Raw genomic sequence first — 25,678 nt, forward strand, 5'->3', positions numbered from 1 at the left:
ATAGAAGAAGCGGTGGGCGCAAAAAAGGATCACCGCCGCTTATCCTTTTTTTATTTTGTCGTTGCGTACCAGTCGTTAATTTCCTTGGAAGCCGCTTCCCCGCCCGCTGACATAAATTTGGATTGAAAGTCGGCAAGGCCGTCGATGGACTCCGCACCGGCAATCAGTTTGACCGTATAGTCGCCAACCATTGTGCTCAATTGCTGATTCGTCTTCGAATATTGCTGCATGTACGGAGCAAGACCCAGAACGTTTTTGATTTTCACTTCGGCTGGCTGCTCGTTGTTGAGGAAGTTAAACGCTTCGAACATAACCGGGTTTTTGCGAACGCGCGCTTGCCAGTATTGCGGATAGTTTTCTTCATCCGTGCCCGCCATGTAGTTATTCGCCAGGTTGCGCTCGTCGGTGAAGATCGGCTGGATTGGCTCGTATGCTCCATCTACTATTTTATAATGCGTGCCTTCCACGCCGATCGCCATATTTTTGAACGTTTCCGGATCCAGGCTTGCATTGATCCATTTGATCGCATCTTCCGGATGCGTTGATGCTCTCGGGATGTACGTCAGACGGTCAAATCCGGCGTTTGCCGCGAAGCCGGCTTCACCGTTAGGGCCCTTAAGCGCCGGCACGAAAGCGAATTTGGCCTCCGGCTTGGTCTTCGCAAGCGAATCCGAGATGGCCGGAATGTCCGCCCAGTGAACGACGATGGCGCCAGCCACGCCGCTTGCGAATTTCTCCTTCGCCGTAGCGTCCTTGTTGGCTACGAATTCTCGGTCGATCAATCCTTTCTCGTACAGGTTGCCTAAGTAAGCGACATAATCCTTAAATGCCGGGTCCATGACACGCGGCACGAGCTTGCCGTCTACGTCGTTCCAAGTGTTGGCGATGCCGAAAGCGCCTACGAGGTTGTCAATCATCGATTGGTCGCCCTTGATCGTGAGCGGCACGTTGCGGTCACCGTTGCCGCCTGGGTCCTTCTCCTTGAATTGGGTTAAAACGTTTGTCAGCTCTTCGGTCGTCGTCGGCATGGACAAACCCAGCTTGTCGAGCCAATCCGTACGGATGAGAATGGAGCTGTTGATATCGTACGTAACGGTTACCGGGAGCGCGTATAGCTTGCCATTTACCTTAAGCGCTTCCATTGATTCCGGCTTTATAGCCGCCTTAATATTTGGGCCAAATTCGTCGATGAGCGGCGTCAGGTCGACGAGCGCACCCTTCTGCGCATAATCCGAATACAAGGCCATGTCATTATAGGAAGTGACGATGTCATACGCTTCGCCGGAGGACATGATCAGGTTCAGCTTCTCCGCCCACTTGTCTTGAGGCAGCATATCGTATTGCACTTTGTAGCCCGTTTTTTCTTCGAGCAGCTTGGCTACCGGGTATGCATTGTATTCTTCGTTCTGCCATACGTTCAGTCGCTTTAATACTGGCTTCTCCGCATCCGGTTTGGTCGTCGCTTCGTTGCCCGTGTTCGTTCCGTTGCCGGAACAAGCAGCCATCGTCATTACCAGAAGCGCAGACATGGCCATGACAGACATAAGTTTGAATGCTTTTTTCATAATGAGACCCTCCTGCAATTAGTATAATCTATATCATTAATTTTCCCACAACGTCCCGATGACGGGGCGATTCTCCGGTACCTGAAGTCATGCCATGACGTGCATCGCCGCTGCGGGTAAAGTTAATGCCTTCGGAAGCTGGCTTACATGGCTGCAATCAACCTTTAACGGAACCGATGAGCACGCCTTTGATAAAATATTTTTGCAGGAACGGATAAACGAGCAGAATCGGAATCGTGGATGCGATGACCGTTGCTGACCGGACGCCTTCCGCTGGCACGTTCATGAGATCGTCGGCCGTCTTCTCAAGCGCCGAAGATGTATCGGCATTCATGACGATGTCCTGCAGGTACAATTGCAAGGGCTTCAGCGACGAGCTGTTGATATACAGCATCGGGTTGAAGTAGTCGTTCCAATAATAAACGGCATAAAACAGACCAATCGTCGCAAGCACGGGACCGCTTAGCGGCAAAATGATACGGAACAGAACCGTCAAATTGCTCGCGCCTTCGATCTTGGCGGATTCCTCCAGGCTGGCCGGCAAGCTCTCGAAATAACTCTTGATGACCAGCATGTTGAATACGCTGATGAGCGCCGGTAGAATGAGTGAGCCTAGATGGTTAATGAGGCCCAGCTCGCGGATGAGCAGATAGTTGGGGATGATTCCCCCGTTAAACATCATCGTGAAGATGAACAAAATGATGATAATGCCCATGCCGGGGAGCTCGCGCTTCGACAGCGGGTAAGCGGTCAGCGCCGTAATGAGCAGCGAAGCGAGGGTACCGATGACCGTAATCAGCACCGATATCCAAAGCGAGTTTAGAAACTGGCTGTTCGTGACGACGAATTTCATCGTGTCGAGCTGAAAGCCGACCGGGAAAATTCCGACCTGGCCCGACAGTATGGCCCACTCCTCGCTGATCGACTTGGAAAATACGTTTACAAACGGAAGCAGTGTAATAAGCCCCATCGCAATAAGCACAACGTAGATAGAGCCATCTAGCATAAAATCTTTGACGGTTTTCCTATACATGGTCGTTCCTCCTTTACCAGATGCTGCGATTCAGGAAAGTGCGGCTGAGCATGTTGCCGATGACGATTAGCAGGAATCCGACCGCTGAATTGAATAGGCCAACCGCCGTACTGAAGCTGTAATCCTGCTGGCCGAGTCCCATCCGGTACACATAGGTGCCGATGACGTCCCCGGTCTCGTACACGAGCGGATTATACATGGTCAAAATCTGTTCCGTCCCCGCCTCCAGCAGGCTGCCGATCCGCAGGATGAACATCAACACGATGGTAGGCAGCATGCCCGGCAGCGAGATCGACCACATCTGTCTGATCCGCCCCGCTCCGTCGATGGCTGCGGCTTCGTATTGCTCCTGTTCGATGCCCGCGATCGCGGCGATAAATACGATAGCGTTCCAGCCGATTTCCTTCCACCCGGCTGTGAAGACAACCAAGCTGCGGAACAGGCTGTTGTCAGTAAAAAACGAGATCGGCTCTCCGCCGAACGAACGGATGATTTCGTTCACGATGCCGCCGCTTGGTGACAGGATGTTGAGGAACAACCCCGAGATAATGACCCAGGAAAGAAAATGCGGCAAATAAATGATCGTCTGGATTGTCCGCTTGAAGAACATGCGCCGTACTTCATTGAGCATAAGCGCGATGACGATCGGAATCGGGAACAAAATCGTTATTTTGTACAAGCTGATTAGCAGCGTATTAACTAGCACTTGCAGGAATTCATCCGATTGCAGCAACCTCTCGAACTGCGCCATCCCTACCCACTCGCTCCCGGATATGCCGCCGAAGATGTTGAAATCCTGGAAGGCGATGATGATCCCGTACATCGGCGTGTATTTGAACAATAACAAAAACATCAGACCCGGTATAAGCAGCAAATACATATCCAAGTTGCCTCTAATCAGCTTCCAACGCCGTCCGCCGGCATCCAGGAGGGTGCCTTCTCCTCCGCTGCGTTTGATCACGATCTCCACCTACTTTTCTCTGTCTTGTCTCTTATTGTAGGGAAGGCGGCCCAGAGAGAGTAGAGGTTGATCCTTTTATTTCTGGTCTTTTCCGACACAGTTTGGGAATGGACCAGGGACATGGGGGGCCCCTGTAGCTTCGCGTGCTACTTTGCCAAAAATACGGACAACTGCTTTAGATAGGGCTTAAAATCCTTTAAATCCTATCTGAAAGTGATTTATTTAGATGCAAAAAAGAGCGTTCCTGATCATTCCAGAACGCTCTTTTTACTATCACCTGCTTTTCTCTAATCATAGAAAGATATGATGTTCGCATACGCAGCCAGTAAGCACAGGTGTTACTTTATTTTAATGACCACCTTTCCTTTGGCACTTCCTCCTTGCAGGTACGAGAATGCTTGCGCAGTCTCTTCTAGAGGATACACCTTATCAATAACGGGCTTAATGTGGCCTCCTTCAATGAATTCTTTTAAAACCTTTAATTGTGTTCCACTCGATTTCATAAAAAGGAAATGATATCTTGCATGGAACTTCTTCTCAAGCGCTGTGGTCTTAAGGCTCGCGATGGACAAAATGGCCGTTTTCATCCAACCCAACTTTGCTTCTTTTCCAAATCTTGCGTTTGGCAAGCCAGAGATGGATACGATTTGTCCACCTGGCTTCAGGACACGGAACGATTTTTCCAAAGCCGCTCCTCCTAGAGTATCGAAAACAGTGTCATATCCAGTAAGCATTTCTTCAAAGTTTTCTTTTTTATAATTAATGATCAGATCGGCGCCCATCGATTTAACCAACTCATACCCTTTATCGCTTGCTGTTGTTGCAACAAAAGCACCCATTAATTTGGCCAGTTGAATGGCGAATGTCCCCACGCCTCCTGAACCTGCGTGAATCAGAATTTTTTGACCCTTTTGGAGATGCAAAATATCGGTAAAAGCTTGGTAAGTCGTAAGTCCGACTAATGGAATAGATGCAGCTTCTTCAAAGCTTAGATTCTGCGGCTTTAACCAAATATCTTCCTCGTGTACAGCAATGTATTCCGCCAATGTGCCGATACGGCTCTTGCGTGGTCTGCCATAAACTTCATCACCAGGTTTAAATGCACTCACCCGTTCCCCAACCTTAACGATAACGCCGGAGAAATCATTGCCTAAGATTAGAGGGAACTGGTAACTCAACAGGAGTTTTACTTTCCCTTCCTTAATTTTATAGTCGATAGGATTTAAGCTGGCTGCATGAATTTCCACTAACACATCATGTTCTCCAATATGAGGCATTGGTTGTTCTGTCATAATTAAGGGAACATCTTTCCCGTATTTCTCAATGGTTATAGTCTTCATTTAATATCACTCCCGTTATGATTATTAGTTTAAACAAATAAACCAATAGAACAAAAATAATCTGCCAGTTTTCCACTTAACTCTTTTGGCACTCACTGAGGCCAAGTGCACTCTGCTTCAATGGCAGTAATCAAGGTTTTGAGTTGCTCGAGCGGTTTGCGGACAGTCAATACATAATAATTTTCTACGCCTTTTTTCTCGGATTGAATAAAACCAGACTGTTTCAGCACCTTCAGATGATGGGAGACAGCCGGTCTAGATAAATTGATATGGCCTGATATCGCATTTACATTAAGTCCCGATTTGTTCTGTGCCAGCACCATAATAATAGCTTGACGGTTTTCGTCGGTCAGCACTTCCAACAGCGGGATGGACTCTTTGAATTGTTGCAGAACTTGCTCGGTTCGCTGGCTCATACGATCCATCCTCTCCGTTCATTCGTTTAATCGCTTAAACACAATTATAACTATCTGCTTAATAAAATCAAGCCTAAAGTCTCTAAAATGAAAAGTTGAGCGGAGAAGCAGAATGTTATCCGCCCAACTTTTTGACTCTTCCTTTTGTATGAAAGCAGGCCGATGTGGCTCCCCACAGGAAAATGTGGGCCTACCACTTACTCCGCTAATCTCTCTTTACTTCATATCCGTTCGGAATTAATTCATACAAGGCACCAACTTCACAACCGATGGAATCGGCGATCGATATGGCAATTTTGAGTGGCATCACTCTTTTGTTTTCAATAAAGTCGTAAACTCGTTCCGGTTTAATAAGCAAGTCTTTGGCAAGCCATTCCGCTGACTTACCGGATTCCATCAATCGTTCATTCAGCAAGCAACGTCCAAGTTCAAATTTCAAGAAGCGATGACCTCCCGTGTAAGATTATGCCTATTTAACCTTAAGCCTTGTCCATTGCCAGTATGAATATACTTTATAAAGGGAGCCAAACGATGAAGGTAAAATTATTCTTTGATCCGTCGAATTCCTCGCGCGATTTGTTCCCTCTCATGCTCGCTTAGCGAATATAATACAGGCGCCCTTGGAATGTCGAAATTCAGATGAGAATGAGGGATTTCCGTCAATAGAGTTCCAATAGGTTGTTGACCATTCGTACTACGTATAACGTTCCAGAAAATTCTGGACCTATCTTGCTCGGTTCCCCATTTTTCAAGCGAATTGCGAAATAGCAAACAATTCCCGATGACGAAATCATGCTCCTTGAGGGGCTCCGTTGCTTCGAACCCGGCGTCTTTAAGGCTATCAAATAGTGCGGGCATCAACTGGTCCAAATAAAGCCCATAGGCAGCATCCTCGATTTCACGAAAAGCGATCGTTAACTCATCAAACATCGAATCGTATAATGTTTTCCACACCGATTCGATATACTGATTACCTGCCACGCCAATCTCCTCAATGGTCATGTCGTACCAAAATACTGGTTTTAACGTCATATAAACTCCTCCTTGAACTGGATTATCTCCATCATACAACATGAAAGCCAATTGGAAGGTTTGGGAGATGAAGATGAAGGTAATCAACAAAATACCTAGAATAACATTACAATGGATTTAATGTTTGCGCATTTTTTTATGAAGGTGGGTTAACATGGACTCTCGACCGAAAAAACTGGCAGAAAAGTACGGAGTAAGCGGCAGCACCCTGCGGAACTACGAAGCGAAGGGATTGATACCTCCTGCAGAACGTTCTTCAAATGGATATCGTATGTACACAGAACGGCATGAAGCTTATCTGGCCTGTATTCAAGCCATGGCTCCCGCATTCGGTATGGAAGTAACGTGCGAGGTAATGCATTGTATTGGACGAAACGAGTTAGACGACGCGTTGTGGATCGTCAGGGATCGAGAGGTTATGCTGCATCGGGAAAAAGGAAGTTTGGATCAACTGGTAAGGGAGTTGAAATCGTATTCTGAAGGTAGCCGAGCTCACGATTTTAACCCATATTTCAGCATCCATGAGGTCTCCAGACGGACGGGGGTTCCTAAATCGGCAATCCGCTACTGGGAGCAAAGCGGCCTGTTCACCGCTATGCGAGACCCTGATAACGATTACCGTCTTTATAATGAAGTGCATCTTTTTAAAATTAGGATGATTCAGGTACTTCAGAGCTCTGTTTATTCCGAGGAAACCGTGTACTTAAAACAATCCATTGCGGGCTTAGAACTAGAGAACATCGAGCATGCGATGAAGCTTATTGAACGTATTCAGGCTTACCTGCACAAAACGATCAAACTTCAGATGCGAGCGCTCTATTTTCTATATCGCTTGATTAAAGACTACTGTTAGTGTGAAGAAGATTACAAAATAACATTGACACCGATATAAAAGCAAAAGCCATAAGGCGCAGCGTGCAAATAACGCTGCGTCCATGGCTTTCATTAGGAATTACAAGTTCTTTCAGCCAATCGGTACGAACGAACAAAAATTGATAGTTGAACGGGTTGTATGAGCTTGGAATCCCCATCATTTTCCCGTCGATCATCGCTGTTTTCATTTGCATGCCGCCGTCCATGGTCAGAAACTTTTTTGTCTCTTCCGTAGCATGCTGATCATAAATCTCTGTCAAATCCATAATCATATCCGCTTCCGTTAGTTCTTTAAGCTGTGCAGCGTTTACAAGCAAGAAATCGGGAAGATCGTTGGATGCGATCGCAATTTTTACTCTCTCTTTGAATTGGCTGATGTCTGCAATCCACTTGTTTGTAATTTTGACACCGATATCTTGTTCATAAGCGTCATAAACGGAGTTTTTGTCGAAGTCTTCACCTTCGTCAAATTTCAAGTAAGGATCGCTTGGCGAAACCGTTGAAACCTCAATGATATCCTTGCTGTTTCCTGTGCTTGTCGTTTGGGTCGGTTCCTTGGAATTTCCAGATGGTTGGTTTGGCTCAGACGACGTTTTGAAGCCGCAGCCTGTAATCGCCAATGCAAGCGTCAAGGAGATCATTGCAAGTGCCTTTTTGCTCTTCAAATTTTACCCCTCCGGTACATTTCGTTTAGTTTTCTGTAAATTGTATTGCAGTCTTTCATAATTCCAGTATAGAAAGAAGCCCCCCGCTGTTCTATATACTAGTCTTTACTTTCGTATACACCTCTTGACACCAGGCAAAAAGCAAATAATTACCGTGATTCATTTATACAACGGCAGCGTTTACTTTTCATTTAGAAACACCTCAAAATGTATGTATGAAAGTAAATAACAGTATCTGGTTGAAGTCATCCCTTGTCTATATACTTAGCATATAAATTCATGATTGTCTGGAGGCGTTGGACATAATGAGACTTCATATTGCCTATGACCATCCCATTCCTATCAATGCTTTCGAATGGACCCCTGCCACGTATCGGCAGCCGCCTCATGTGCACGCAAGTCTGGAGATCGGTCTCTGTTTAACAGGCAAAGGCTATTTTTTCTTTGGCAACAAACAATATGCAGCTAATCCTGGCGACTTATTCCTGGTCAATAATGAAGAACGGCATATTGCCCAATCTGCCCCAGACGACCCGAGCCGCTATCTATTTGTTAACTTTGATCCCGCGCTGCTGCTAGCGGAAGAGCCCGCTCTGCTGCTGCCATTTTCCTATCGTTCCACTCATTTTTGCAATCATATTATGGGCGGCTCGCCCCTCGCCAAACAGCTTACGCCTTGGGTGCTGGCTATAGCGGAAGAGCTGCGGGAGAAGTCCCCGGGTTATTTAGCAATGGCCAAAAGCGCGCTCATTCAGCTGTGCGGCCGTCTTCTTCGACATTATGACGGTTTGCTGACCGATGATGAGCGTCATCATATGGTACGTTCCGTTCGCGAGGTGCAATCGCTGGCCGCTTTGGTCGAGCATCGTTACCACGAGCCGGTTAGCTTAGGGGAATTGGCTGATGAACTTGGTTTAAGCGTCTCGCGCGTGAGTCGGGCGTTTCTGGAAACGACCGGTTATCGTTTCTCGGAATATGTTTCCTTGCTGCGCGTCCAGGCTGCCAAGCGTGAATTGGCAGGAACGGACAAAGCTGTTGCTGATATTGCATTCGAATGCGGCTTTCAAAGCTTGCCGACCTTTTACCGCGTTTTTAAAGAGACTGTCGGTCTGTCTCCGGTCCGTTATCGGCAATCTATAGGGGTTAAGGAATGAGCAAAAAATGAGAATAATGCTTTCATGATTTGAGAAGCCATTGCCGGCATGGCTGGTTATAATCAAGGCATATTTTGATTACATGGATTTCAGGAGGGCAACCGTGATGACGAAATGGATTGGACTGAGGGAATTAGTTCGGGACGAAATAAAACAGCGTGGAGAAGAAGGCTGTTATGTAGAGGGGATGACCGAAGGTCTCGAAGCAGCCGGCACAGACGAAGCAAAGCTAATGGAAGTGTATCAGGCTTTAATGGCTCTTGAACCCCGCGCGGGTTACGAGTATATCGAGCCGTCGGAATTGGAAGCTATTCGCGCCGAACGTCCGGATGGACCGAGAATCCTGTCCGGAAACTGGGATGAACTTAAATGGCAGGATAAATTTCATGGTGCGTGGCTTGGCCGTTCGGCTGGTTGTGCGCTCGGAAAACCACTCGAAGCTCCTTCCTTCATGCAAGGCTCCGGCGGAAGGCCCGGCTGGCACAATATCAAGCTGTGGTTCGAAGGCGCAGGGCAATGGCCGATTCGTCACTATACACCGGGGGATTCAACTGCAGAAGCCGAGTACGGTATCGAGATCGCAAGGTGGAGCAGCTTGGCCAGCTGCCGGGAAAACATTCGCTTTATGGAAACGGACGATGATGTTCGATATACCGTTTTCGGCCTGCTTATGCTTGAGGAACGCGGGCTTGATTTCAACTCCTGGGATGTGGGCAAGCTGTGGCATCGTCATTTGTCCTTCGGGCAGGTATTCACGGCTGAAGCGCAGTCCTATCTTAATTTCGCTCGTGTCACTTCACATATTAGCGGCGATCAGCCAGATGACTGGGAGAAACATATCCACTCTGGACGCTCTTATCTAAATCCCTACCGCGAATGGATCGGTGCCCAGATCCGTGTGGACGGCTATGCATACGGTGCTGCCGGCCAGCCCCAGCTTGCAGCTGAGCTTGCTTGGCGGGACGCCTCTTTCTCTCATGTGAAGAATGGTATTTACGGCGCCATGTTTTGCTCGGCTATGATTGCCGCCGCATTCGTTGAACGTGATATGAAGCGAATTGTTGAGATCGGATTGAGTGAAATTCCGAAACACAGCCGCCTTGCAGAAGTTATCGCTTTAGCGGTCAACATTGCCGAGGAAACGGAAGACACATTAGAATTGGTGAGTAAAATATGGGAAGCATTTAAGCACTATCACCCTGTTCATACGAACAATAATGCTGCATTATGCGCGGCTGCGCTCATTCATTCCGGAGGCGATTTTGAAAAAGGCATTACGACAGCCGTGCTTGGTGGCTGGGACACCGATTGCAATGGCGCCACCGTCGGTTCCATTCTTGGCGCATCGCTTGGAGCTGCGGCACTTCCTGCGAAGTGGATCTCGCCGCTAAACGATACGTTGTATGCCGATGTCAGTGGCTTCCACCCCATTGCCATCTCCGAATGCGCTCAAAGAAGCTATCGTGTCTTCCGAAAATTGCAACAGCATTAACATGATTAAGGATGAATCCAGTTGGAGGGGGCGGCTAGCTCCCTTCCTCTCCGTCGAGTAGCCAGATGGAGTTTCACTTTTAGACTCTCACGGAACCTTACGTGAGCCTTCGGACTCTTTTACACTTAGCGACCAACTGACTACAACTTCATTCGATATACCCCAGCCTCACCGAGAAAATCTTTTCGGGTCAATTCTTTTTCTCCAAGCAATATCCGATAATTCGTTATCGTGCCATCATGTGAAATCATGATTACTTTTTTATAGCTCTCCCCGATCCAATCTAATAACCGCTTAGCATACCCTTCAAAAATATCTTGTTCGATCCTATTAATCCCTTCTTTCCAGCAATCCAAATTGAAATCAAGAATTTTAGTATCTCCATATAGATTTGTAATTTCAGCTATAGAAAGGATGTGATCACATGCTAAAAAAGGAAGTTCGGGGTTCTGAGGAAACATTCTGGGACCAACCAATGGAGAAACAATGAAGTCCACACCATTTTTTATTATGTTTGCCGTCTCAATTGTACGTTTTGTTGGACTTACAAGAACTAAATCATCAGGATCAATTATAATTTCATTTCGTAGCTGCGTTACTTGAAATTTTCCGTATTCTGTAAGACTAGGATGCAGAGTATTTAACCGATTTGGATAATCGTTGAGATGTTCCCCATGACCATGCCGAATAAATATGAATTCCATGTCTGCCCTCCCTTTGCTCATCTCATTCCCCTATTCGTTCGTTATGGGAAATATGTTTTTGCCTTCCGATAACTGTCACACTAGATTATGTGAATCTGCTAGATATACCAAAACACGGTTAAAAGCGATGTTCTCCCCTGGTGTAGCTTGCAGAAAAACTAGCGGACATTGAGGAAATCTCTTCTCCATTGTACTCTTCTCCACTCTACCTATAGGGGGGCGAAATGAATATTTAATATCCCTTCTGACAATGACGAACCTCATCAAAATGCAAGGCCACATAATGTAGCGTATATGTATCTGAATCGTCGGCGCGATTTTGCCATAGTGCGCAGGTTTTCCTGGCGTTGCCGGACTCCGGCTACTTTGCCAGCCATACTATTAGTGGAAACCCTGGAGACTAGATCGCACATCCGCCTCCGCTATTGCGTTAACAAATGCAGGTCTTTTTCTTGCTGCCGATACGGCCCATCGCCTCGATCTTGCCGATATATTCCGTCGCAAGCGGCACTTTGCATGCCGTATTGCCGACATCCACATGCACTTTGCCGACCACCTCCGCGACTGCCTTCGCTTCCTCCGTTAATGGCTCAACGTATGCACCGACCGAAATAACGAAATTATTCATAACATAGCGGACCCAGTTGCGCTCGTCGTGGATGGTGTCGCGCACTCTTGTCAAATAACTGTGTATCTCCTCCATGTCGAGCGCTTCGTCTGGCGCAACCGATACATAATTGGCATATGTGCTCCATCCGCTTACAGCGACCAGTTCCTCCGGCGAATCAATCCACTCCACCGCCAGGTCATGCGCGTGCGGACTTTCCGCGGCTACTCTCGCTACCGTATACTCGGCAGGCGAATGCCAATTGGCTCCTGCCACCCAATGCTGCAACTGTTCTTTGGTGATCGTCTTCGGATTGATGCTAAGCCCCGCCAGGTACATCGCATCGTAGTTGCCGGATTCATAGAGCTGCAGAGCGAGAGCTTGGTCTTTTTTCACATGCTTAACGAGCTTCTTCATGTCCCCGATTTTAACGCCGAAGAACGGCTCTTTCGCACCATGTCGAATATAAGTGCTTCTCGTCTGCTCACTGCCCATGCCAGCCAATGCCAGCATAATTTCTTCATAGGTCATCTATTATTCACGCTCCCAAACATATATTTAACCTTTGAGTGGTTCGTATTTCAGAAAGCAAAATGAATGCCAGCTTATCGTCTCGTCCCCTTCCATAATGATTCGCTTAGCTGTTTTAATAACTATCATCCTTGTTACGATCTCTGCCAGAAACTTATGTGATCTTGCGCAAATTGCCGGAAGGTCCTCGGCTTCCTGCCTAACAATCGCTCAAGGTCGCTCGTCACTTTGTTAGCCATGCCGAGCTTGGTCGTCAAGTACAGCACCGTCATGACGGTTGCGAACTCCTTCGGAATGCCGCGGGCGATGATCGTTTTCTTGAAAGTGCCAGAAGAAGGATTGGAATATGTGATGCGACGGTCCAGTACATCGCTTAATATATCCGCGGCTTGCTGGTAAGTTATCGCCTCTGATCCGGTTAGTGTATACCCCCGATTCTGATGGTTCTCTGAATCCATCAACACAAGGGCCGAAGCCTCTCCAATATCTCTCGTGTCGATAAAGCTGACCTTCGCTTTCCCCGCTGGGATGAACAAATCGTCATGCTCCCGGATATCGGTCTGATGCGTCGTACTCAGGTTCTGCATGAAGAAGCTTGGCCTCATAAATGTATAGGCTATACCGGACGCTTTAATCATCTTCTCGATCTTGTAATGCGGCGGGAAAGGATTGCGTTCGATGCCCAGCAGTGACAAAAAGACGATGTGCGAAATGCATTTGCTGACGCACCGGTTTAGAAAAGGTTTCATGGCATTCGGATCAGACATCGCGGGAGGGCGGATGAGAAAAACTTTCTCCACTCCATCCAAGGCGGCATCAAAGGTCGCCGGATCCTCGAAGTCGAAGCGAACCAGCTCAACCACCTCGTCCACGACGCTCCTTGCCGCTTCCGGCCTGCTTGTCGCTCCTTTCACTGCAATCCCGTGTCGAATCAGATGCTTGGCAACATACATTCCCACGTTGCCGGTAACGCCCGTCACTAACACTTTGCCCAATGATGTCATCATGCTTGTCGTACCAGATTCGGCAGCAGAATGAAGCCGGCACCGATATAGGCGCTACAATTCTTTTTGCGAGTCATTGTTATTCTCTCCCTGCTGCTTTGTAAGTTCTTATTACTTATCCGCAAAGTTGCAGATCATCGTAGTAACCGTTTGGCGAAGCGCTTCGACTGCCTCCGAATCAACCCCGGTTAATGCAAGCTCCAAGGTACGTTCGCTGAACGGCTCGATTTCCCGATACAACGATTTTGCTTGATCCGTCAGAGCAACGCGGAACGATCTGCGATCATGTGGGTTTGGCGTTGACTGTAGTAGGCCCTTTCTCTTCAATCTCTCCACAATGCCCGACATCGTCGGGCTGTTGCGTGATTTTGTTCAACAAATAACCGATGTTTCTTCTTTCTCTTTCACGCTTTCTCCCTTTCCGTCCAATTTAGTTATCGTGAGTTTATGATTAGCATACTAACTATATGGTTGTCATGCAATCACCATTGCCTCCCCCCCTCGAGGTCAAAAGCCGCTTGCGCTTTTTTATCCTGCAGGACGGACGCCGATACATGCATCTTACTGTTCGGTTCCTGTGGGTCGCCTTTGTTTTAATGACAATTGAAAAATCGCCATCTATACTAAACTCATAAAGCGTATGGAATGGAGGAGCCGTCTATACATGAAAATCCTACTCGACATCAACCCGCGCAACGAAGAAACCACGGTGACGATTCACTGCAAAGAAATGACCCCAGCCATCCAGGAGATCCTCGAGTACCTCAATAAGAATGACACGGATTTGATCGTCGGAAAAGATGGAGAGAACCAACACTTAATTAAGCACGAGGATATACACTACTTTCGTACAGAAGGCGATGTGGTCACAGCCGCCACCTCAGAAGGAATCTTTAAAGTGAAAGAAAAATTATATGAGCTCGAAAACTCCCTTCCTTCCCATCGCTTTATCAGGATCTCCAAGTCTGTCATTGCAAACCTGTATGCAATGAGCCATTTCGAACCATCATTTAACGGGACCCTTTGTGTTCACTTTAAATCAGGTGAGAAAGAATATGTTTCGCGTCATTACATTAGCCGAATTAAAGAAGTTTTAAAAATGAACCGGAGGGAAACGAAATGAATGCATTTATTTTCAGAAGCATCATCGGCATATTCTTCGGGGCTTTTATTGCTGTTATGACTACAAGTGCGCTTATTTATTTTGGTGGACAATCGACAATAGACGGGCTGCTTTTTATTAAAGATGCATTTGGCTATATTTTTTGCGGCTGGCTGTTTACTGTCACACCACTCTATTTTAAGATCCGCTCACTTCGCCTGCACATGCAGACAGCCCTGCACTTTCTAACAGTCACCATCGTGTACTTTATATTAGGCCTATGGATTGGCTGGATTCAGATTGGTGTAAGGAACTTTTTGATATACCTGGCAATCTCTATTTTCGGTTACGCCATCGGATGGATTGGGTTTTATCTTTATTTTAAAAATGAATCGAAAAAGCTGAATAAAGATCTTAGAAGACATTGAATATTAGGAGGATCAGCCATGGAGAGTGTCATTACAGTTAAAAATCTATCGAAAAACTTTGGCGGGACCCAGGCAGTAAAGAATCTTTCCTTTGATGTTTACAGAGGTGAGATCTTCGGGATTATCGGGCCAAACGGCGCAGGGAAAACGACCACCCTCGAAATTCTGGAAGGAATCTCTGATCCAAGCCATGGGGCGGTTGAAGTTCTTGGACTTGTTCCCAATAAGCAGCTTCGGGAGTTAAACAAGAGAATTGGAGTCCAGTTTCAGGCCACTTCGATCCAGAAGAAAATGAAAGTAAAAGAAGCGCTGGATCTCTTTTCTTCATTTTACGATAACGCCACGCAAAAAGATTATTTAGTAGAATTGCTTGGCTTACGCGAAAAGCTGAACGTAAAGTTCGATGACTTATCCGGCGGATGGAAACAGCGGGTAACTCTTGCTTTAGCCACTCTGCATGAGCCTGAAATCTTATTTCTTGATGAGCCGAGCATGGGGCTTGATCCCTCAGCAAGGCGGGAAATGTGGTCATTGATCCGACTGTTAAGAGACCGTGGAAGTACCATTGTGATAACCACGCATTATATGGAAGAAGCTGAGCAGCTGTGCGACAGGGTAGCGATGATTTACAGCGGCCAATTGCAAGCTTTGAACTCCCCTCGTGAATTATTAAACGAAGGTGCTGCTGGCTGTCTTGCCTTTATCAGCGAAGAACTTGGTCCCGAATATTTAAGCTCGCTTCCCGGTGTGGAGCGCGTTGACAAGGATCAAGCCGAATTCAAAGTGTTTTGTGATGACCAGCAGACAACGGCTTATCACATTTTCTGTTACTGTCAGGAAAAAGGCATCCCTTTGTCCAGCTTCAGGTTTGAGAACGGCTCTCTTGATGATTTATTTGTTCAGTACCTAGAAAAGGAGAAGATCGGATGAACGCAATCGTAAAACTCGCCAGTATAGAAACGAAAATGTTCTTTAGAGACCGTTTAAGCATGTTTTGGACATTCCTCTTTCCAGTAGTGATGATTGGGCTGTTTGGTTCCATGTTTGTTGGAGATAACATGAGCCAAAAGGTTTTTGCGGAATATTTTGTTCCTTCGTGGATTGGTGTCAATATCGTAACCACTTCCTTTTTTACCCTGGGAACTGTTTTAACCAATTACCGGGAAACGGGCGTATTGAGAAGATATCAATCAACACCGCTCCAGCCATGGAAAATCCTCGCCGCCCATACCTTTCAAGGGACCGTCATCTTTGCTATCTCCGCCATGCTTCTTATGGTCTTTGGCATGCTGTTCTATGATTTAACCCTGCCGGCCTATATCGGAAGCACCCTGCTTTCATTGCTTATTAGCATCCTGGCCTTTTTCCCGTTTGCTTTATTTCTGACTTCCTTAGCAAAAAACACTCAGGCTGCTTCCGCAATCAGTTCATTATTTCTAAACCTGATGCTGTTCCTGTCAGGGGCGACTTTTCCGCTGGAGTTGATGCCGACGGTTCTTCAATATGCAGCGAAAATACTCCCGCTCTATTACGTCATTCAGTTGCTGCGGGGGACGTGGACAGAAGCGCCAATTACGGAATATGGCTTTGAAGCTGCTGTTTTGATTGGCATTGCGATTGTATCTGTAGTGCTTGCTACACGGTTTTTCCGTTGGAGCGGGAAGTAGAATATAATAAGGAGAACATCTTCAAAGTGAAGGCCCTTTGCGTTTCCCTGCAATTCTCGGGCCTTTGTTTTACTACTATTTAACGAAATTTAAACTCTTTCTTAAGCAATGCATATAGGACATTATCAACAAACCGATTCCTCCAATAAAAATGCTCCTTTAATATCCCTTCTTCCGTAAACCCAACCTTCTCAAGCACCTTTCTTGACCCCATATTCTCTGGTTCTACAAACGCTTCAATTCGGTTTAATCCAAGATTGTTAAATCCAAATTCAATTATCTTCGGAATCACCTCAGTCATAATACCTTGCCGCCAATATTCTGGTGTTAGTTCATACCCGATTTCAATCTTGCCATGATTCTTCGCCCAACCATGAAATCCACAAGTTCCAATTACACAGTCTTCCGATCGCAAGGTGATTCCCCAGCGAATTCCTTGATTATTCTCAAATCTCTGATTCCATCTGCGAATTAGTTCTTCTGCTTGTTCGATATTCGTGAAACTCTCCAAATCATAAAATTTTGTGACTTCATCCATTGAGAAATATTGAAATATTTCTTGTGAATCATCTTGTTTAATCTGTCTAAGTATAAATCTTTCCGTTTCTAAAGTAGGGAATTGAGACATGTTTTTGTCCTTTCATGTTTTGATATTCTATTTAACTAGTGAATCTGCGATCTCATTTATCAAACAATTCTAAAGATATCATTTAGAGTATTCTTAATCTAGAAATTCCCATAGTATTCCCCTGTCATGTTTGCCTCTACTGCCCTTTAGCCAAGTTAAGGCAGCTGATCAAATTGGTCGGCTGCCTTCTCGTCTTTATTCAACTAACGTGTCCCGTACTTCCATGTTCCTTCATACCGAACCAAAGATGATATTTATCCCTCTATGGATGATCCAGCGCTCTGTATGTCTTCATCATTCAGGAGGTTTTTCGTACCGCGAACCACAATTCTACATAATTAAGGCCATTTCTGCCTCCATAGACTTCGAATTCCATTCCATCGACCTGCTCGTATCCTGCTGTTGGAAGCCATTCTGAATAAAAGCGGTGGTATAACGATTCGATGGAATCATTAAATTGATCCCATGTAAACAGCTCTGATGGGAATATTGCCCAAGTGAGTGAAGGGATCGTTATTTCCAAGTATCCATCTGTTTTACTGGAATCGCTCTTAAATGAACACAGCATATACGGAAACGAATCATTTTCGGTTCTTCGATAACTGCACACAGCATGCACTTTATACATATCCTGACTCAGATATACAGGCAATTCACCCGCATTGGCAGTAAGTCTCTCTACTTCGCCATTGGCATGGCATTGTTGCCATAATCCCCCCGGTGTACTCGGTCCATCGCCATCACCGCTTGTTTGAAACACTCTTTCAATGCCAAATACTTGGAAAGATTCCTTGGTTTCGATCCGATAATTCATCGCCTCAACCCCTTTGATTGAAATAAGAAAGGAAAGCCGTGGATATGCTTTCAACGCGACACCTTCTTGACGAGCCGTAGTTGGATTGACACCATGCATCGATTGAAAAGCTCTTGCAAAAGAAACCGGTGATTCGTAACCATACTTAATGGCGATATCAATCACTTTCGTATCGCTATTCAACAAATCAATCGCTGCAAGAGTAAGCCGTCTGCGTCGTATATATTCCGCCAGTGTAACATCCGTAATGAAGGAGAACATTCTTTGAAACTGATAAGACGAACAGCAAGCTTGGCTTGCTATCTTCGTCAGGTCGATTTCTCCGGATAAATTTGTTTCAATATAATCCAATGCCCGATTCATCCTCGTAAGCCAATCCATTTCTATCCCTCCTCTCAATCGAAGTATAGATTAACAGCGACTTTGTATCGCAACTTTTTATGCTCAAGTAAGTTGGTATTATCACCTCTCCTCATTCAGCAGGGACAGATACGGTGGCTTTCTTCTTCACTTCGACAAGATCGTTGACTCTTGTTTACAATGCAAAAAACCTCCAAGGTTGTCTCCATATCTTACGACATGGTTGCATTCTCTTGAAGGTATTTTTAATTTGTCTCACGTTATGGGGTCAGTCCCATTACTGTTTACTCTCGTACTGCTTTTTTACTTGCCACATATCCTATAAAAGAACCAGCCAAACTGAAAGCATAGACTATTATTACAGAGATGTATCCAAATCCTTCATATGAAACCGAGGGGAAGAAATACCTTAACCCATACACCGGTCCTATAATAAATATTCCAACTGGTATTGAAAAAAGTATTGCATCTATAAGATACATTACAAAAACACATGCAACTGAGACAAGACAGTAAAAAGAGCTGAACTTAAGAAAGCGCATGCTCCGTTTGTCCCTATAATTAGTGTAACCTCCCCATGACATCCACAAAATTAAAAAGAGAATAGTGCTCACTAAGTTCATAGTTGAAGGTGTGTTGCCTTTTAGGTATGCACTGAAATTTATAATCGTAAACGGTATACTAAGAAGTAAAGCAAAGAATAATTTCAAAATCATGGCTTATTGAGGATTATAGTCATGCTCAAAGTCATGGCTTTTATATAATTAGACATCCCACTACTCCTTCGATTTTTTAATTTTTGTAATGTAATCCTATGTACGTTCACTTCTCGAAATGATTGATGATCCCCCTTCATGCATGGGGGTTATTTCCTTCAACTTAGTAAACACCAAAAAAGCAAAAAAGTTACATAAGTAAACTGAATCAGATGAAGTTCCTCAATAGAACCTCACATTGTTTCAAATCCATCACTTTACAGGCTTCACTTCTTTTACTCCCTCCTGCATCGGGTTAGCTCCCCTCATCATAATCGGCTAAAAAAGCAGGTAATTGTCAATTCCGGCCAATCTAGATTGATTGCTGTTAGAAATAAAATCTATAATGTAATAAAATGAAATTAACAATTAATGTAAGGGGTTGATTTTATGAACATATCGATCTTAGCTCTTATTCTTGTGGGGATAATCACCATTTATGCAATTGCTTTTACAATGATAATTAAGTTACTTGGCCGGAAATTTAAAGACAAATCCAATATGTATTTTTTATATGCATCCATTATCTTGGTTATCCAATCTTATGTTTTAATTCAGGATTTTTTAGGAAATCAGTCTTTAAGTTCAGTCAATATTTTATTTTTCTTAATGGGATTTATGCTGATTTTCCAAGGAATAAAACGAAAAAAATCAAATATAAAAAAATCAAAGTAAGGTTCGTACGGAAATAGAATTATCCTCATTGTGACAATATCGGTCTATAATTCTCTCCAACATTCAAGAGGCAGCAGATCTCCATGTGATCGGCTGCCTATCGTTTCCCGTTATTTCAAGCGTATTGGTGAACCCACTCTCTTATCCGAGAGGCAACCTCGGTTACATCAGTAACCGTTGTATCAATAGTAGGCATAGGTGGGTTATAGACCTCATCGGCAATTTCAAGCAATCGTTTTGCAAAGTTTTTGTGGTTTTGAATCTCTTCCTCCGACCAATTTCTTTCACGTAGACGTTTTTCGCGCGTTTCCTCATCACAATGCAGGTTTAGGTAATATACATGCTTAAAAAAAGGAAAGTCCGCACATTTTTCAATATCCCAGGGCATCATTGTTCCGCATATTATAGTCATACGTCCACTTTCAGCGATATTGCGTGCAACTCGCAGCCAAATATTTCGCATTTTCTCCCAATCGTGCCCGATAAATTCAACAAGACTATCAGGGTCAAAAATATCAAAATCAGGCATTATTCTCCGCAATTCCTTGATGACATATGTTTTCCCAGACCCACTTGCGCCTGTTACGATAAATAAAGGCAATTTGCTTTCCATTGTTATGACCTCGTCTTATACTGCTGTCTATATTCGCTCGGCAGCATGCCTGTCTGCTCTCGAAAAGTTCTGCTGAAATATTTCTCATCCTCGTATCCGGTTTGCTTGGCAATCCAGACAATTGGCCTGGCCGTTTGTTCCAGATATTCCCGCGCTTTATCGATCCGTACCTTGCGCAGATATTCATTGAAGGAAAAGCCAACGATTTCTTTGAAACATTGATAGAAGTAGCTTCGGCTCAGATTGACCCGCTTCGCGACATCGATAGCGAATAACGGAAACTCAAGTTCATCGTGCACGATCTTGACCGCGGTCATAATACTGCCGCTTACTTCCGGGCTCAGCTGCAGGCTGCCTGACAGCGTTATCCCATTTTCCCTGAATTGTTTCAGCCAGTCGGCAACCTCCCGCCAGCACGTAAATGTATCAGGCATCTTGATCTCATCAGGTTGTATCGCTCTATATAGCCGGTTCCAGTCAACTATAAATCCGTAGATCCATTGCATTAGTTTGGAGACAGGTATTCGCAGTTCTTTTAATCGACTACAAAGCTTATCAAAGGCTTCATCGTCATGGACCCAAGTAAAGGCGTGCATTAATTTCTTCACCGTGTCCGTCTCCTCTTCTCCCGGTTCAGGATGTTCAGCCAACAGCTCCATGACAGACTTCTCAATGGGATAGGGCTCATTGCCGTCGCAGTCGTAAAAAAAATCTCTGCTCCTGTAAGCCCGTATCCGTTGATGCAGATCGGATGGAGATAAACCGGCTGTATGCCGTATCCGCACCATATGCCATCCGGAGCTGCGCGTTCCGTTTGGAAGCGGCGGCAACGGGGCTTCTTCATAATGGCCTTGAGGCTGAACCTCCTTGGCAAGATCCGTCAACCACATCAGAATAGAGCCTTCCGTTTCGGCTATCCAGCCCAAGGATACGCATTCCGCAACCATTCTGCTCGTTAACGGCTCGTCCGGATACGTCAATAGCGCAAAGGCCGTTTCGCAAGAACTAACCTCTACTATCGTATCCGCCTCGTTCTTGTGCTTCTGCTTCTCTGCCACAATGCGCGAGTGAATGCGCTGAAACACTTCTTCGAACTGTTCTTTTTCAAGCTCTACCTTGGCAATGTAATCAATGGCACCCAGTCGGAGCGCTTCCTGAATGTATTCAAAATCCTGATGAAGCGTCAACACGGCGATCGCGATATTCGGATATAACTTGCGTACAACCCGAATTAATTCGATGCCCGACATCACGGGCATGGCCAGATCGGTCATTAACAGGTCTACCCGATTCGCCTTCAGAAAATCGAGCGCCTTCTCCCCGTTAGCTGCTTCGCCTACAACTCTCATTCCGAACGATTCCCAGGGTAAAAAGGACATCAGTCCCTTACGTACAAGCTTGTCGTCGTCTACGATGAGAACATGGATCATTTCGTTTATTTCCCCTCCCCAATTTGTATCGAAATGATGATGCGGGTACCTTTGCCAAGCTCGCTTGTTACCGTCAGACTCGCTTTCCCTTCGTAATGAAATGCTAACATTCGTTTGACATAATTCAGCCCGATTCCCATCCCCACTCGATGGTGCTCAGTCTGTTCCTGCTCAAGCAACGTCTCAATCGTTTCCTCAGAGATCCCCCCACCGTTATCTCGAATTTCGATCTCTAGTCTGTCATTCTTTCGAACCTCCACCTCGATCCTGCCGTTGTCATCCAGCCCGTGATACAGCGAATTTTCAACCAACGGCTGCAGAATAAACCTTGGGACTGTCACTTCGAGCAATGCATCGTCTACGTGAATATTGACATCGAACTGAAAATTGTATCGAATCTGCTGGAGAATAAGATATTGTTTCAGTGAATCAATCTCATCCCTGATCGTCGCGACACTGTTGCCTTTGCGGAGATTGTAGTAAAGCAGTTTGTTCAACGAAGTGACAAGCCTGTCGATCTCCTCCTGACCGTTCATAACGGCAAGCCAGTGAGCGGTATCCAGCGTATTCATCAGAAAATGCGGATTGATCTGATACTGCAGCTTCTCGATCTCCAGATCCGCTCTGCGCTTCTCCTTGGCCTTGATTTCAGAATACAGCTGCGTAATCTGAACCTTCATATGTTGAAATTGGTTTAACAACATCTCAAATTCCGGGATGCTCGACTGTGTGGCAGCCGCATTAAAATTGCTGCCCGCAATCGATTTGATCTCCTTATGGAAGCGCGACAGCGGCCGGTACACCATTTTCCATAGAAGCCAGCCAATCGTCAGACTGACTACGGCGAACAGCAGCGCCAGCCCAAGCATCTGCATCATCCAGCGATTTTTCTCGCGGTTGTAGTCGGATTGCGCAATAAGCGAGACCACGCTCCAGCCCTGATTGCTGACTTGTCGATACCAATAATAGTCGGACGTAATACCTGTTACCAGAGATGGCGATAGTGTATCCGTAAAAAATGAATTTTCAGGAAAGATCTCTTGAAGTTCGCTGTATGAAATTCTTCCGTTGTTGTCCAGAATTAAATGATTGGTATGCTTGCTGACTTCATCCAAATCAAGAATACTCTGAGTCAGCTTGAAACCGGACTCAATGTAGACATAGGCATCCTCCCTCTCCGGCAAGTCCACCTTTCGCAACGCGGAAAGCACATATTGATTGTTGAACCGGTCTTGACTGATATGCGGTCCAAAATAGGTGATGCCATAATACTCTGCGAGGATTGGAAGATTATCGATATGGAATGGTTGTTTCATGCCTGTATTCTCAAAAAGAGTGGTCTGATCGTCGCGTAAATAATACAGCGTTAATCCAACATTGGGATTGGTGAACGTGATGAGATTCAGCTGATTTTTGATTTCATCCGTCAGATAACTCCGGTCATACGGCTGCTTCGCCATCAAAAACATCTCAAGCTGCCTGCCGACATTCCCCTTAAAGGTCAGTTGTTGGGAGACGTGATTCAGATTGTTCAGCGTGTTCTCAAGCGACAATCTGACCTGCTTTAAATTGCTTTGAATGCCGGATTGCAGCTTCGTATTCAGAATGGATGTAATGGTGTTGTATGAAAGATAACAAGTGCAGATGAAAGGGATCAATGTTGCTGCGGCGAACAGTAAAAGAATTCTATTTTTCAAGGTCAATCGCTTCAGGTGGGACTTCCAATTCTTTTCCGGTTTCAACGCTAGCATCCCCATCGATTATTGACTCCTCCTCTCTTCGAATCAGGTCTAAGACGTGCATAAATAGAAACAGGTGGGAAAAATCTTTCTAGAATATAACACAAATAAAAATGATTATTGAGCAAAGATTTCAATAATTCAGATGCCTGAGCTGTTATCTTTCAGTTGAAAAAAACAGGGTAGACAAATGTCTTCTCCTTAGTGGGTGAAATGTCCAACCACCCGGAACAGCCGTAAATTTTTGTACATATGACCCCCTCATTTAGAAACCACCTTCTATCCTTGAAGGCGGTTTCATTGTGTTACAGTTAAATGGTCCATAGGGATAGTTATTCCATTCAATCTGATAGAAGGGGTGTAATTATGAAAAACAAGTCAAAAACGTTAGCGCTTTTACTGGCCTGCTTTCTCGTTCTGGGTGCTTGCAGCAATACAACTAATAACACGCCGGCTGCACCGGAGAAAAGCGCGGAGTCAAGCGAACCCGCTGATCCATTTGGTCGCTACGAAGAACCTGTCCAGATCAGCATCAGTATTGAAATCGATCCCACCGATAATGAATTGCCGCCTGGCGACACGCCGCTGGACAATCAATACACTCGTCAGATTAAGGAAGCGCTTAATGTGGACGTCGATCATCAATTTGCTGCCTCCGGCCAGAATCTTCGTCAGAGAATCAGTCTCGCTATTGCAAGTAACGATTTGCCGGATGCTATGGTCGTCAATGCCGTTGAGCTGCGCCAACTGGTCGAAGCCGACCAAATTGCTGATTTAACGGATGTGTATGAGCAATATGCATCCCCGGATATAAAGACCATCATTGAAAACACCAACGGTGCTGCCCTGGATTCGGTAACATTCGATGGCAAAATCATGGCCCTTCCGGGTGTGCAAGCCAATGCCGATGGCATCCACCTCATGTGGATCCGACAGGACTGGCTGGATAAGCTGAACCTTGAACCGCCAACCACGATGTCTGAACTTGAGGCCGTCGCCCGTGCTTTCGTCGAAGATGATCCGGATGGCAACGGTCAGCGCGATACGATTGGGATTACCGGACCGGAGAGTGGTGGTAAGCTGTATGCTAACTTCCTGGAGTCGAAGAACAATTTGTACGGATTTGACGCCATTTTCTCCGCGCATGACTCGTTCCCTGGATACTGGCTTGAGGGCGAGGATGGCAGTCCTGTGTACGGATCAATCCTGCCGGAGACTCGTGAGGCGTTAGCTAGTTTAAGAGATTTATATTCCAAGGGACTTATTGATCCTGAGATGGGCGTTCGTAACAAAGCGGATGAGCCCATTATCGCCGGTAAATCCGGAATGTTCTTTGCGCCATGGTGGATGGCTTATGGCCCGCTAACCAATGCTGTAAAAAATGATTCCGAAGCCAACTGGCAAGCTTATGCCCTGCCTTTGAATCAGAATGGCGAATTTAGACCACATGCTGCTACGCCTTCTACTGAGTTTGTGGTGGTTCGGAAAGATTACGAGCATCCGGAAGTTCCGATGAAATTACTTAACAATTTGTTTAAAAACGAGCAAGAGAACACCTTTGACCCAAGCAAAGGCGGTCCTGGTTACTATCCGCTCCGCGTGGTGTACGCACCATCCGATGAAATTGAATTTACAGTCAAAGCCCTCCGTGATGTGCTGGCAGGCAATAAAACCGCAGAGGATTTTGCGAATGACAAAGCCTACAAACTGCTGCCTTCGGACATCGCAAGCATCAAGACGATCAAAAACGAGCCTTACGATTCTATGGATCTTTCAACATGGAACCCTGAAGCGAACTGGGGAGCATGGACACGAGCGTACTCCATGATGGTGGGCGGCAGGCCGCTGGTTGATACCGAGTTTGAGGAGGTGCCCAGTCTTCTGTATGAGCAGACGCCATTAATGGAGAGCCGTTGGGTGAATCTGCGAAAGTTAGAGGATGAGACCTTCCTGCGCATCATTATGGGCGCGGCTCCACTGGAGACATTCGACTCCTTCGTCGAGAACTGGAAACGTCAAGGCGGCGACCAGATTACCCAGGAGGTTAAGGACGCACTTGTGAAGTAATCTTAAGGCAAATTACGAACCAT

Annotated in this window: 26 protein-coding genes; 9 read left to right on the top strand and 17 right to left on the bottom strand. The window is 45.7% G+C overall.

Going from position 1 to position 25,678, the window contains the following annotated elements; translation table 11 throughout:
• Positions 1-50: 50 nt before the first annotated feature.
• From M4D81_RS19375 to M4D81_RS19405, 7 genes are all read right to left on the bottom strand, one after another.
• On the bottom strand, positions 51-1,565 hold the full coding sequence (locus M4D81_RS19375) for an extracellular solute-binding protein (RefSeq protein ID WP_260067722.1): 1,515 nt from the start codon (positions 1,563-1,565) through the stop codon (positions 51-53).
• A 157-nt stretch (positions 1,566-1,722) separates the two neighbouring features.
• Entirely contained in the window at positions 1,723-2,598 is an 876-nt protein-coding gene (locus tag M4D81_RS19380) for a carbohydrate ABC transporter permease (RefSeq protein ID WP_260067723.1), read from the bottom strand.
• Between the two features lie 13 nt (positions 2,599-2,611).
• Entirely contained in the window at positions 2,612-3,559 is a 948-nt protein-coding gene (locus M4D81_RS19385; RefSeq protein ID WP_260067724.1) for an ABC transporter permease, read from the bottom strand.
• Between the two features lie 338 nt (positions 3,560-3,897).
• The gene (locus M4D81_RS19390) at positions 3,898-4,899 is read right to left on the bottom strand and encodes an NADP-dependent oxidoreductase (protein WP_260067725.1); all 1,002 of its coding nucleotides are present in this window, start codon (positions 4,897-4,899) and stop codon (positions 3,898-3,900) included.
• A gap of 92 nt (positions 4,900-4,991) precedes the next feature.
• Positions 4,992-5,315 carry an ArsR/SmtB family transcription factor gene (locus tag M4D81_RS19395; protein ID WP_260067726.1) on the bottom strand — a complete coding sequence of 108 codons (324 nt, stop codon included), beginning with the start codon at positions 5,313-5,315 and terminating at the stop codon, positions 4,992-4,994.
• 205 nt (positions 5,316-5,520) lie between these two features.
• Positions 5,521-5,754 carry a transcriptional regulator gene (locus tag M4D81_RS19400; protein ID WP_071219068.1) on the bottom strand — a complete coding sequence of 78 codons (234 nt, stop codon included), beginning with the start codon at positions 5,752-5,754 and terminating at the stop codon, positions 5,521-5,523.
• 104 nt (positions 5,755-5,858) lie between these two features.
• On the bottom strand, positions 5,859-6,347 hold the full coding sequence (locus M4D81_RS19405) for a DUF6022 family protein (protein ID WP_260067727.1): 489 nt from the start codon (positions 6,345-6,347) through the stop codon (positions 5,859-5,861).
• Positions 6,348-6,501: 154 nt separating this feature from the next.
• Between M4D81_RS19405 and M4D81_RS19410 the strand changes: the two genes are divergently transcribed.
• Entirely contained in the window at positions 6,502-7,200 is a 699-nt protein-coding gene (locus tag M4D81_RS19410) for a MerR family transcriptional regulator (protein WP_260067728.1), read from the top strand.
• Here M4D81_RS19410 and M4D81_RS19415 read toward each other — a convergent pair.
• Positions 7,184-7,885 (bottom strand): type 2 periplasmic-binding domain-containing protein, encoded by a 702-nt coding sequence (locus M4D81_RS19415; RefSeq protein WP_260067729.1) that lies wholly within the window; start codon positions 7,883-7,885, stop codon positions 7,184-7,186. The two genes, M4D81_RS19410 and M4D81_RS19415, sit on opposite strands and share 17 nt — an antisense overlap.
• A 305-nt stretch (positions 7,886-8,190) precedes the next feature.
• On the opposite strand from M4D81_RS19415, the gene M4D81_RS19420 reads away from it, so the two are divergent.
• Together M4D81_RS19420 and M4D81_RS19425 are read left to right on the top strand one after the other, a co-directional pair.
• Positions 8,191-9,039 (top strand): helix-turn-helix transcriptional regulator, encoded by an 849-nt coding sequence (locus M4D81_RS19420; protein WP_260067730.1) that lies wholly within the window; start codon positions 8,191-8,193, stop codon positions 9,037-9,039.
• A 106-nt stretch (positions 9,040-9,145) separates the two neighbouring features.
• The gene (locus M4D81_RS19425) at positions 9,146-10,531 is read left to right on the top strand and encodes an ADP-ribosylglycohydrolase family protein (protein WP_260067731.1); all 1,386 of its coding nucleotides are present in this window, start codon (positions 9,146-9,148) and stop codon (positions 10,529-10,531) included.
• Positions 10,532-10,671: 140 nt separating this feature from the next.
• On the opposite strand, the gene M4D81_RS19430 is transcribed toward M4D81_RS19425, so the two are convergent.
• The 4 genes from M4D81_RS19430 to M4D81_RS19445 all read right to left on the bottom strand — a co-directional run bounded on the left by M4D81_RS19430 (position 10,672) and on the right by M4D81_RS19445 (position 13,725).
• A complete protein-coding gene (locus M4D81_RS19430; RefSeq protein ID WP_260067732.1) occupies positions 10,672-11,235 on the bottom strand; it encodes a histidine phosphatase family protein in 564 nt (187 codons plus the stop codon).
• Positions 11,236-11,665: 430 nt separating this feature from the next.
• Positions 11,666-12,373 carry a DNA alkylation repair protein gene (locus tag M4D81_RS19435; RefSeq protein WP_071219057.1) on the bottom strand — a complete coding sequence of 236 codons (708 nt, stop codon included), beginning with the start codon at positions 12,371-12,373 and terminating at the stop codon, positions 11,666-11,668.
• A 134-nt stretch (positions 12,374-12,507) separates the two neighbouring features.
• Positions 12,508-13,380, bottom strand: coding sequence for an SDR family oxidoreductase (locus M4D81_RS19440; RefSeq protein ID WP_260067733.1), 873 nt, complete (start codon positions 13,378-13,380; stop codon positions 12,508-12,510).
• A 108-nt stretch (positions 13,381-13,488) separates the two neighbouring features.
• Positions 13,489-13,725: a MarR family winged helix-turn-helix transcriptional regulator gene (locus tag M4D81_RS19445; protein WP_397376717.1), complete on the bottom strand. Its 237-nt coding sequence runs from the start codon at positions 13,723-13,725 to the stop codon at positions 13,489-13,491.
• Between the two features lie 316 nt (positions 13,726-14,041).
• Between M4D81_RS19445 and M4D81_RS19450 the strand changes: the two genes are divergently transcribed.
• Genes M4D81_RS19450 through M4D81_RS19465 form a run of 4 tightly spaced genes read left to right on the top strand, consistent with a single transcriptional unit; the run spans position 14,042 to position 16,574 of the window.
• The gene (locus M4D81_RS19450) at positions 14,042-14,500 is read left to right on the top strand and encodes a LytTR family DNA-binding domain-containing protein (protein WP_071219056.1); all 459 of its coding nucleotides are present in this window, start codon (positions 14,042-14,044) and stop codon (positions 14,498-14,500) included.
• The gene (locus tag M4D81_RS19455) at positions 14,497-14,907 is read left to right on the top strand and encodes a DUF3021 domain-containing protein (RefSeq protein ID WP_260067734.1); all 411 of its coding nucleotides are present in this window, start codon (positions 14,497-14,499) and stop codon (positions 14,905-14,907) included. Before M4D81_RS19450 ends, M4D81_RS19455 begins: the two co-directional genes overlap by 4 nt.
• Positions 14,908-14,925: 18 nt before the next feature.
• Positions 14,926-15,837: an ABC transporter ATP-binding protein gene (locus M4D81_RS19460; RefSeq protein ID WP_260067735.1), complete on the top strand. Its 912-nt coding sequence runs from the start codon at positions 14,926-14,928 to the stop codon at positions 15,835-15,837.
• Complete coding sequence (locus tag M4D81_RS19465; protein ID WP_260067736.1) at positions 15,834-16,574, top strand: ABC transporter permease; 741 nt, start codon at positions 15,834-15,836, stop codon at positions 16,572-16,574. Before M4D81_RS19460 ends, M4D81_RS19465 begins: the two co-directional genes overlap by 4 nt.
• A gap of 79 nt (positions 16,575-16,653) precedes the next feature.
• Here M4D81_RS19465 and M4D81_RS19470 read toward each other — a convergent pair whose 3' ends face one another.
• Positions 16,654-17,202 carry a GNAT family N-acetyltransferase gene (locus tag M4D81_RS19470; protein WP_260067737.1) on the bottom strand — a complete coding sequence of 183 codons (549 nt, stop codon included), beginning with the start codon at positions 17,200-17,202 and terminating at the stop codon, positions 16,654-16,656.
• A 298-nt stretch (positions 17,203-17,500) separates the two neighbouring features.
• A complete protein-coding gene (locus M4D81_RS19475) occupies positions 17,501-18,397 on the bottom strand; it encodes an AraC family transcriptional regulator (RefSeq protein WP_483874641.1) in 897 nt (298 codons plus the stop codon).
• Positions 18,398-19,521: 1,124 nt separating this feature from the next.
• Between M4D81_RS19475 and M4D81_RS19480 the strand changes: the two genes are divergently transcribed.
• Positions 19,522-19,806: a hypothetical protein gene (locus tag M4D81_RS19480; protein WP_260067739.1), complete on the top strand. Its 285-nt coding sequence runs from the start codon at positions 19,522-19,524 to the stop codon at positions 19,804-19,806.
• A 115-nt stretch (positions 19,807-19,921) separates the two neighbouring features.
• Here M4D81_RS19480 and M4D81_RS19485 read toward each other — a convergent pair whose 3' ends face one another.
• Genes M4D81_RS19485 through M4D81_RS19495 form a run of 3 tightly spaced genes read right to left on the bottom strand, consistent with a single transcriptional unit; the run spans position 19,922 to position 23,606 of the window.
• Positions 19,922-20,419, bottom strand: a complete 498-nt coding sequence (locus tag M4D81_RS19485) for an AAA family ATPase (RefSeq protein WP_260067740.1) — start codon at positions 20,417-20,419, stop codon at positions 19,922-19,924.
• A gap of 2 nt (positions 20,420-20,421) precedes the next feature.
• The gene (locus tag M4D81_RS19490; protein ID WP_260067741.1) at positions 20,422-21,849 is read right to left on the bottom strand and encodes a response regulator transcription factor; all 1,428 of its coding nucleotides are present in this window, start codon (positions 21,847-21,849) and stop codon (positions 20,422-20,424) included.
• 5 nt (positions 21,850-21,854) lie between these two features.
• The gene (locus M4D81_RS19495) at positions 21,855-23,606 is read right to left on the bottom strand and encodes a sensor histidine kinase (RefSeq protein WP_260067742.1); all 1,752 of its coding nucleotides are present in this window, start codon (positions 23,604-23,606) and stop codon (positions 21,855-21,857) included.
• A gap of 348 nt (positions 23,607-23,954) precedes the next feature.
• On the opposite strand from M4D81_RS19495, the gene M4D81_RS19500 reads away from it, so the two are divergent.
• On the top strand, positions 23,955-25,655 hold the full coding sequence (locus M4D81_RS19500) for an extracellular solute-binding protein (RefSeq protein ID WP_071219048.1): 1,701 nt from the start codon (positions 23,955-23,957) through the stop codon (positions 25,653-25,655).
• The last annotated feature ends 23 nt before the right edge of the window (positions 25,656-25,678 follow it).

This window comes from Paenibacillus sp. p3-SID867 (assembly GCF_025142895.1).
Taxonomy (GTDB): domain Bacteria; phylum Bacillota; class Bacilli; order Paenibacillales; family Paenibacillaceae; genus Paenibacillus_AQ.

Excerpts from the sequence above, each read along its gene's own strand:
- M4D81_RS19410 (WP_260067728.1), top strand. The coding sequence starts at position 6,502 with ATGGACTCTCGACCGAAAAAACTGGCAGAAAAGTACGGAGTAAGCGGC.
- M4D81_RS19500 (WP_071219048.1), top strand. The coding sequence starts at position 23,955 with ATGAAAAACAAGTCAAAAACGTTAGCGCTTTTACTGGCCTGCTTTCTC.
- M4D81_RS19480 (WP_260067739.1), top strand. The coding sequence starts at position 19,522 with ATGAACATATCGATCTTAGCTCTTATTCTTGTGGGGATAATCACCATT.
- M4D81_RS19375 (WP_260067722.1), bottom strand. The coding sequence starts at position 1,565 with ATGAAAAAAGCATTCAAACTTATGTCTGTCATGGCCATGTCTGCGCTT.
- M4D81_RS19425 (WP_260067731.1), top strand. The coding sequence starts at position 9,146 with ATGACGAAATGGATTGGACTGAGGGAATTAGTTCGGGACGAAATAAAA.
- M4D81_RS19455 (WP_260067734.1), top strand. The coding sequence starts at position 14,497 with ATGAATGCATTTATTTTCAGAAGCATCATCGGCATATTCTTCGGGGCT.
- M4D81_RS19450 (WP_071219056.1), top strand. The coding sequence starts at position 14,042 with ATGAAAATCCTACTCGACATCAACCCGCGCAACGAAGAAACCACGGTG.
- M4D81_RS19475 (WP_483874641.1), bottom strand. The coding sequence starts at position 18,397 with ATGGATTGGCTTACGAGGATGAATCGGGCATTGGATTATATTGAAACA.
- M4D81_RS19445 (WP_397376717.1), bottom strand. The coding sequence starts at position 13,725 with ATGTCGGGCATTGTGGAGAGATTGAAGAGAAAGGGCCTACTACAGTCA.
- M4D81_RS19420 (WP_260067730.1), top strand. The coding sequence starts at position 8,191 with ATGAGACTTCATATTGCCTATGACCATCCCATTCCTATCAATGCTTTC.
- M4D81_RS19490 (WP_260067741.1), bottom strand. The coding sequence starts at position 21,849 with ATGATCCATGTTCTCATCGTAGACGACGACAAGCTTGTACGTAAGGGA.
- M4D81_RS19390 (WP_260067725.1), bottom strand. The coding sequence starts at position 4,899 with ATGAAGACTATAACCATTGAGAAATACGGGAAAGATGTTCCCTTAATT.
- M4D81_RS19430 (WP_260067732.1), bottom strand. The coding sequence starts at position 11,235 with ATGGAATTCATATTTATTCGGCATGGTCATGGGGAACATCTCAACGAT.
- M4D81_RS19435 (WP_071219057.1), bottom strand. The coding sequence starts at position 12,373 with ATGACCTATGAAGAAATTATGCTGGCATTGGCTGGCATGGGCAGTGAG.
- M4D81_RS19470 (WP_260067737.1), bottom strand. The coding sequence starts at position 17,202 with ATGTCTCAATTCCCTACTTTAGAAACGGAAAGATTTATACTTAGACAG.
- M4D81_RS19440 (WP_260067733.1), bottom strand. The coding sequence starts at position 13,380 with ATGATGACATCATTGGGCAAAGTGTTAGTGACGGGCGTTACCGGCAAC.
- M4D81_RS19495 (WP_260067742.1), bottom strand. The coding sequence starts at position 23,606 with ATGGGGATGCTAGCGTTGAAACCGGAAAAGAATTGGAAGTCCCACCTG.
- M4D81_RS19485 (WP_260067740.1), bottom strand. The coding sequence starts at position 20,419 with ATGGAAAGCAAATTGCCTTTATTTATCGTAACAGGCGCAAGTGGGTCT.
- M4D81_RS19465 (WP_260067736.1), top strand. The coding sequence starts at position 15,834 with ATGAACGCAATCGTAAAACTCGCCAGTATAGAAACGAAAATGTTCTTT.
- M4D81_RS19405 (WP_260067727.1), bottom strand. The coding sequence starts at position 6,347 with ATGACGTTAAAACCAGTATTTTGGTACGACATGACCATTGAGGAGATT.
- M4D81_RS19395 (WP_260067726.1), bottom strand. The coding sequence starts at position 5,315 with ATGAGCCAGCGAACCGAGCAAGTTCTGCAACAATTCAAAGAGTCCATC.
- M4D81_RS19380 (WP_260067723.1), bottom strand. The coding sequence starts at position 2,598 with ATGTATAGGAAAACCGTCAAAGATTTTATGCTAGATGGCTCTATCTAC.
- M4D81_RS19460 (WP_260067735.1), top strand. The coding sequence starts at position 14,926 with ATGGAGAGTGTCATTACAGTTAAAAATCTATCGAAAAACTTTGGCGGG.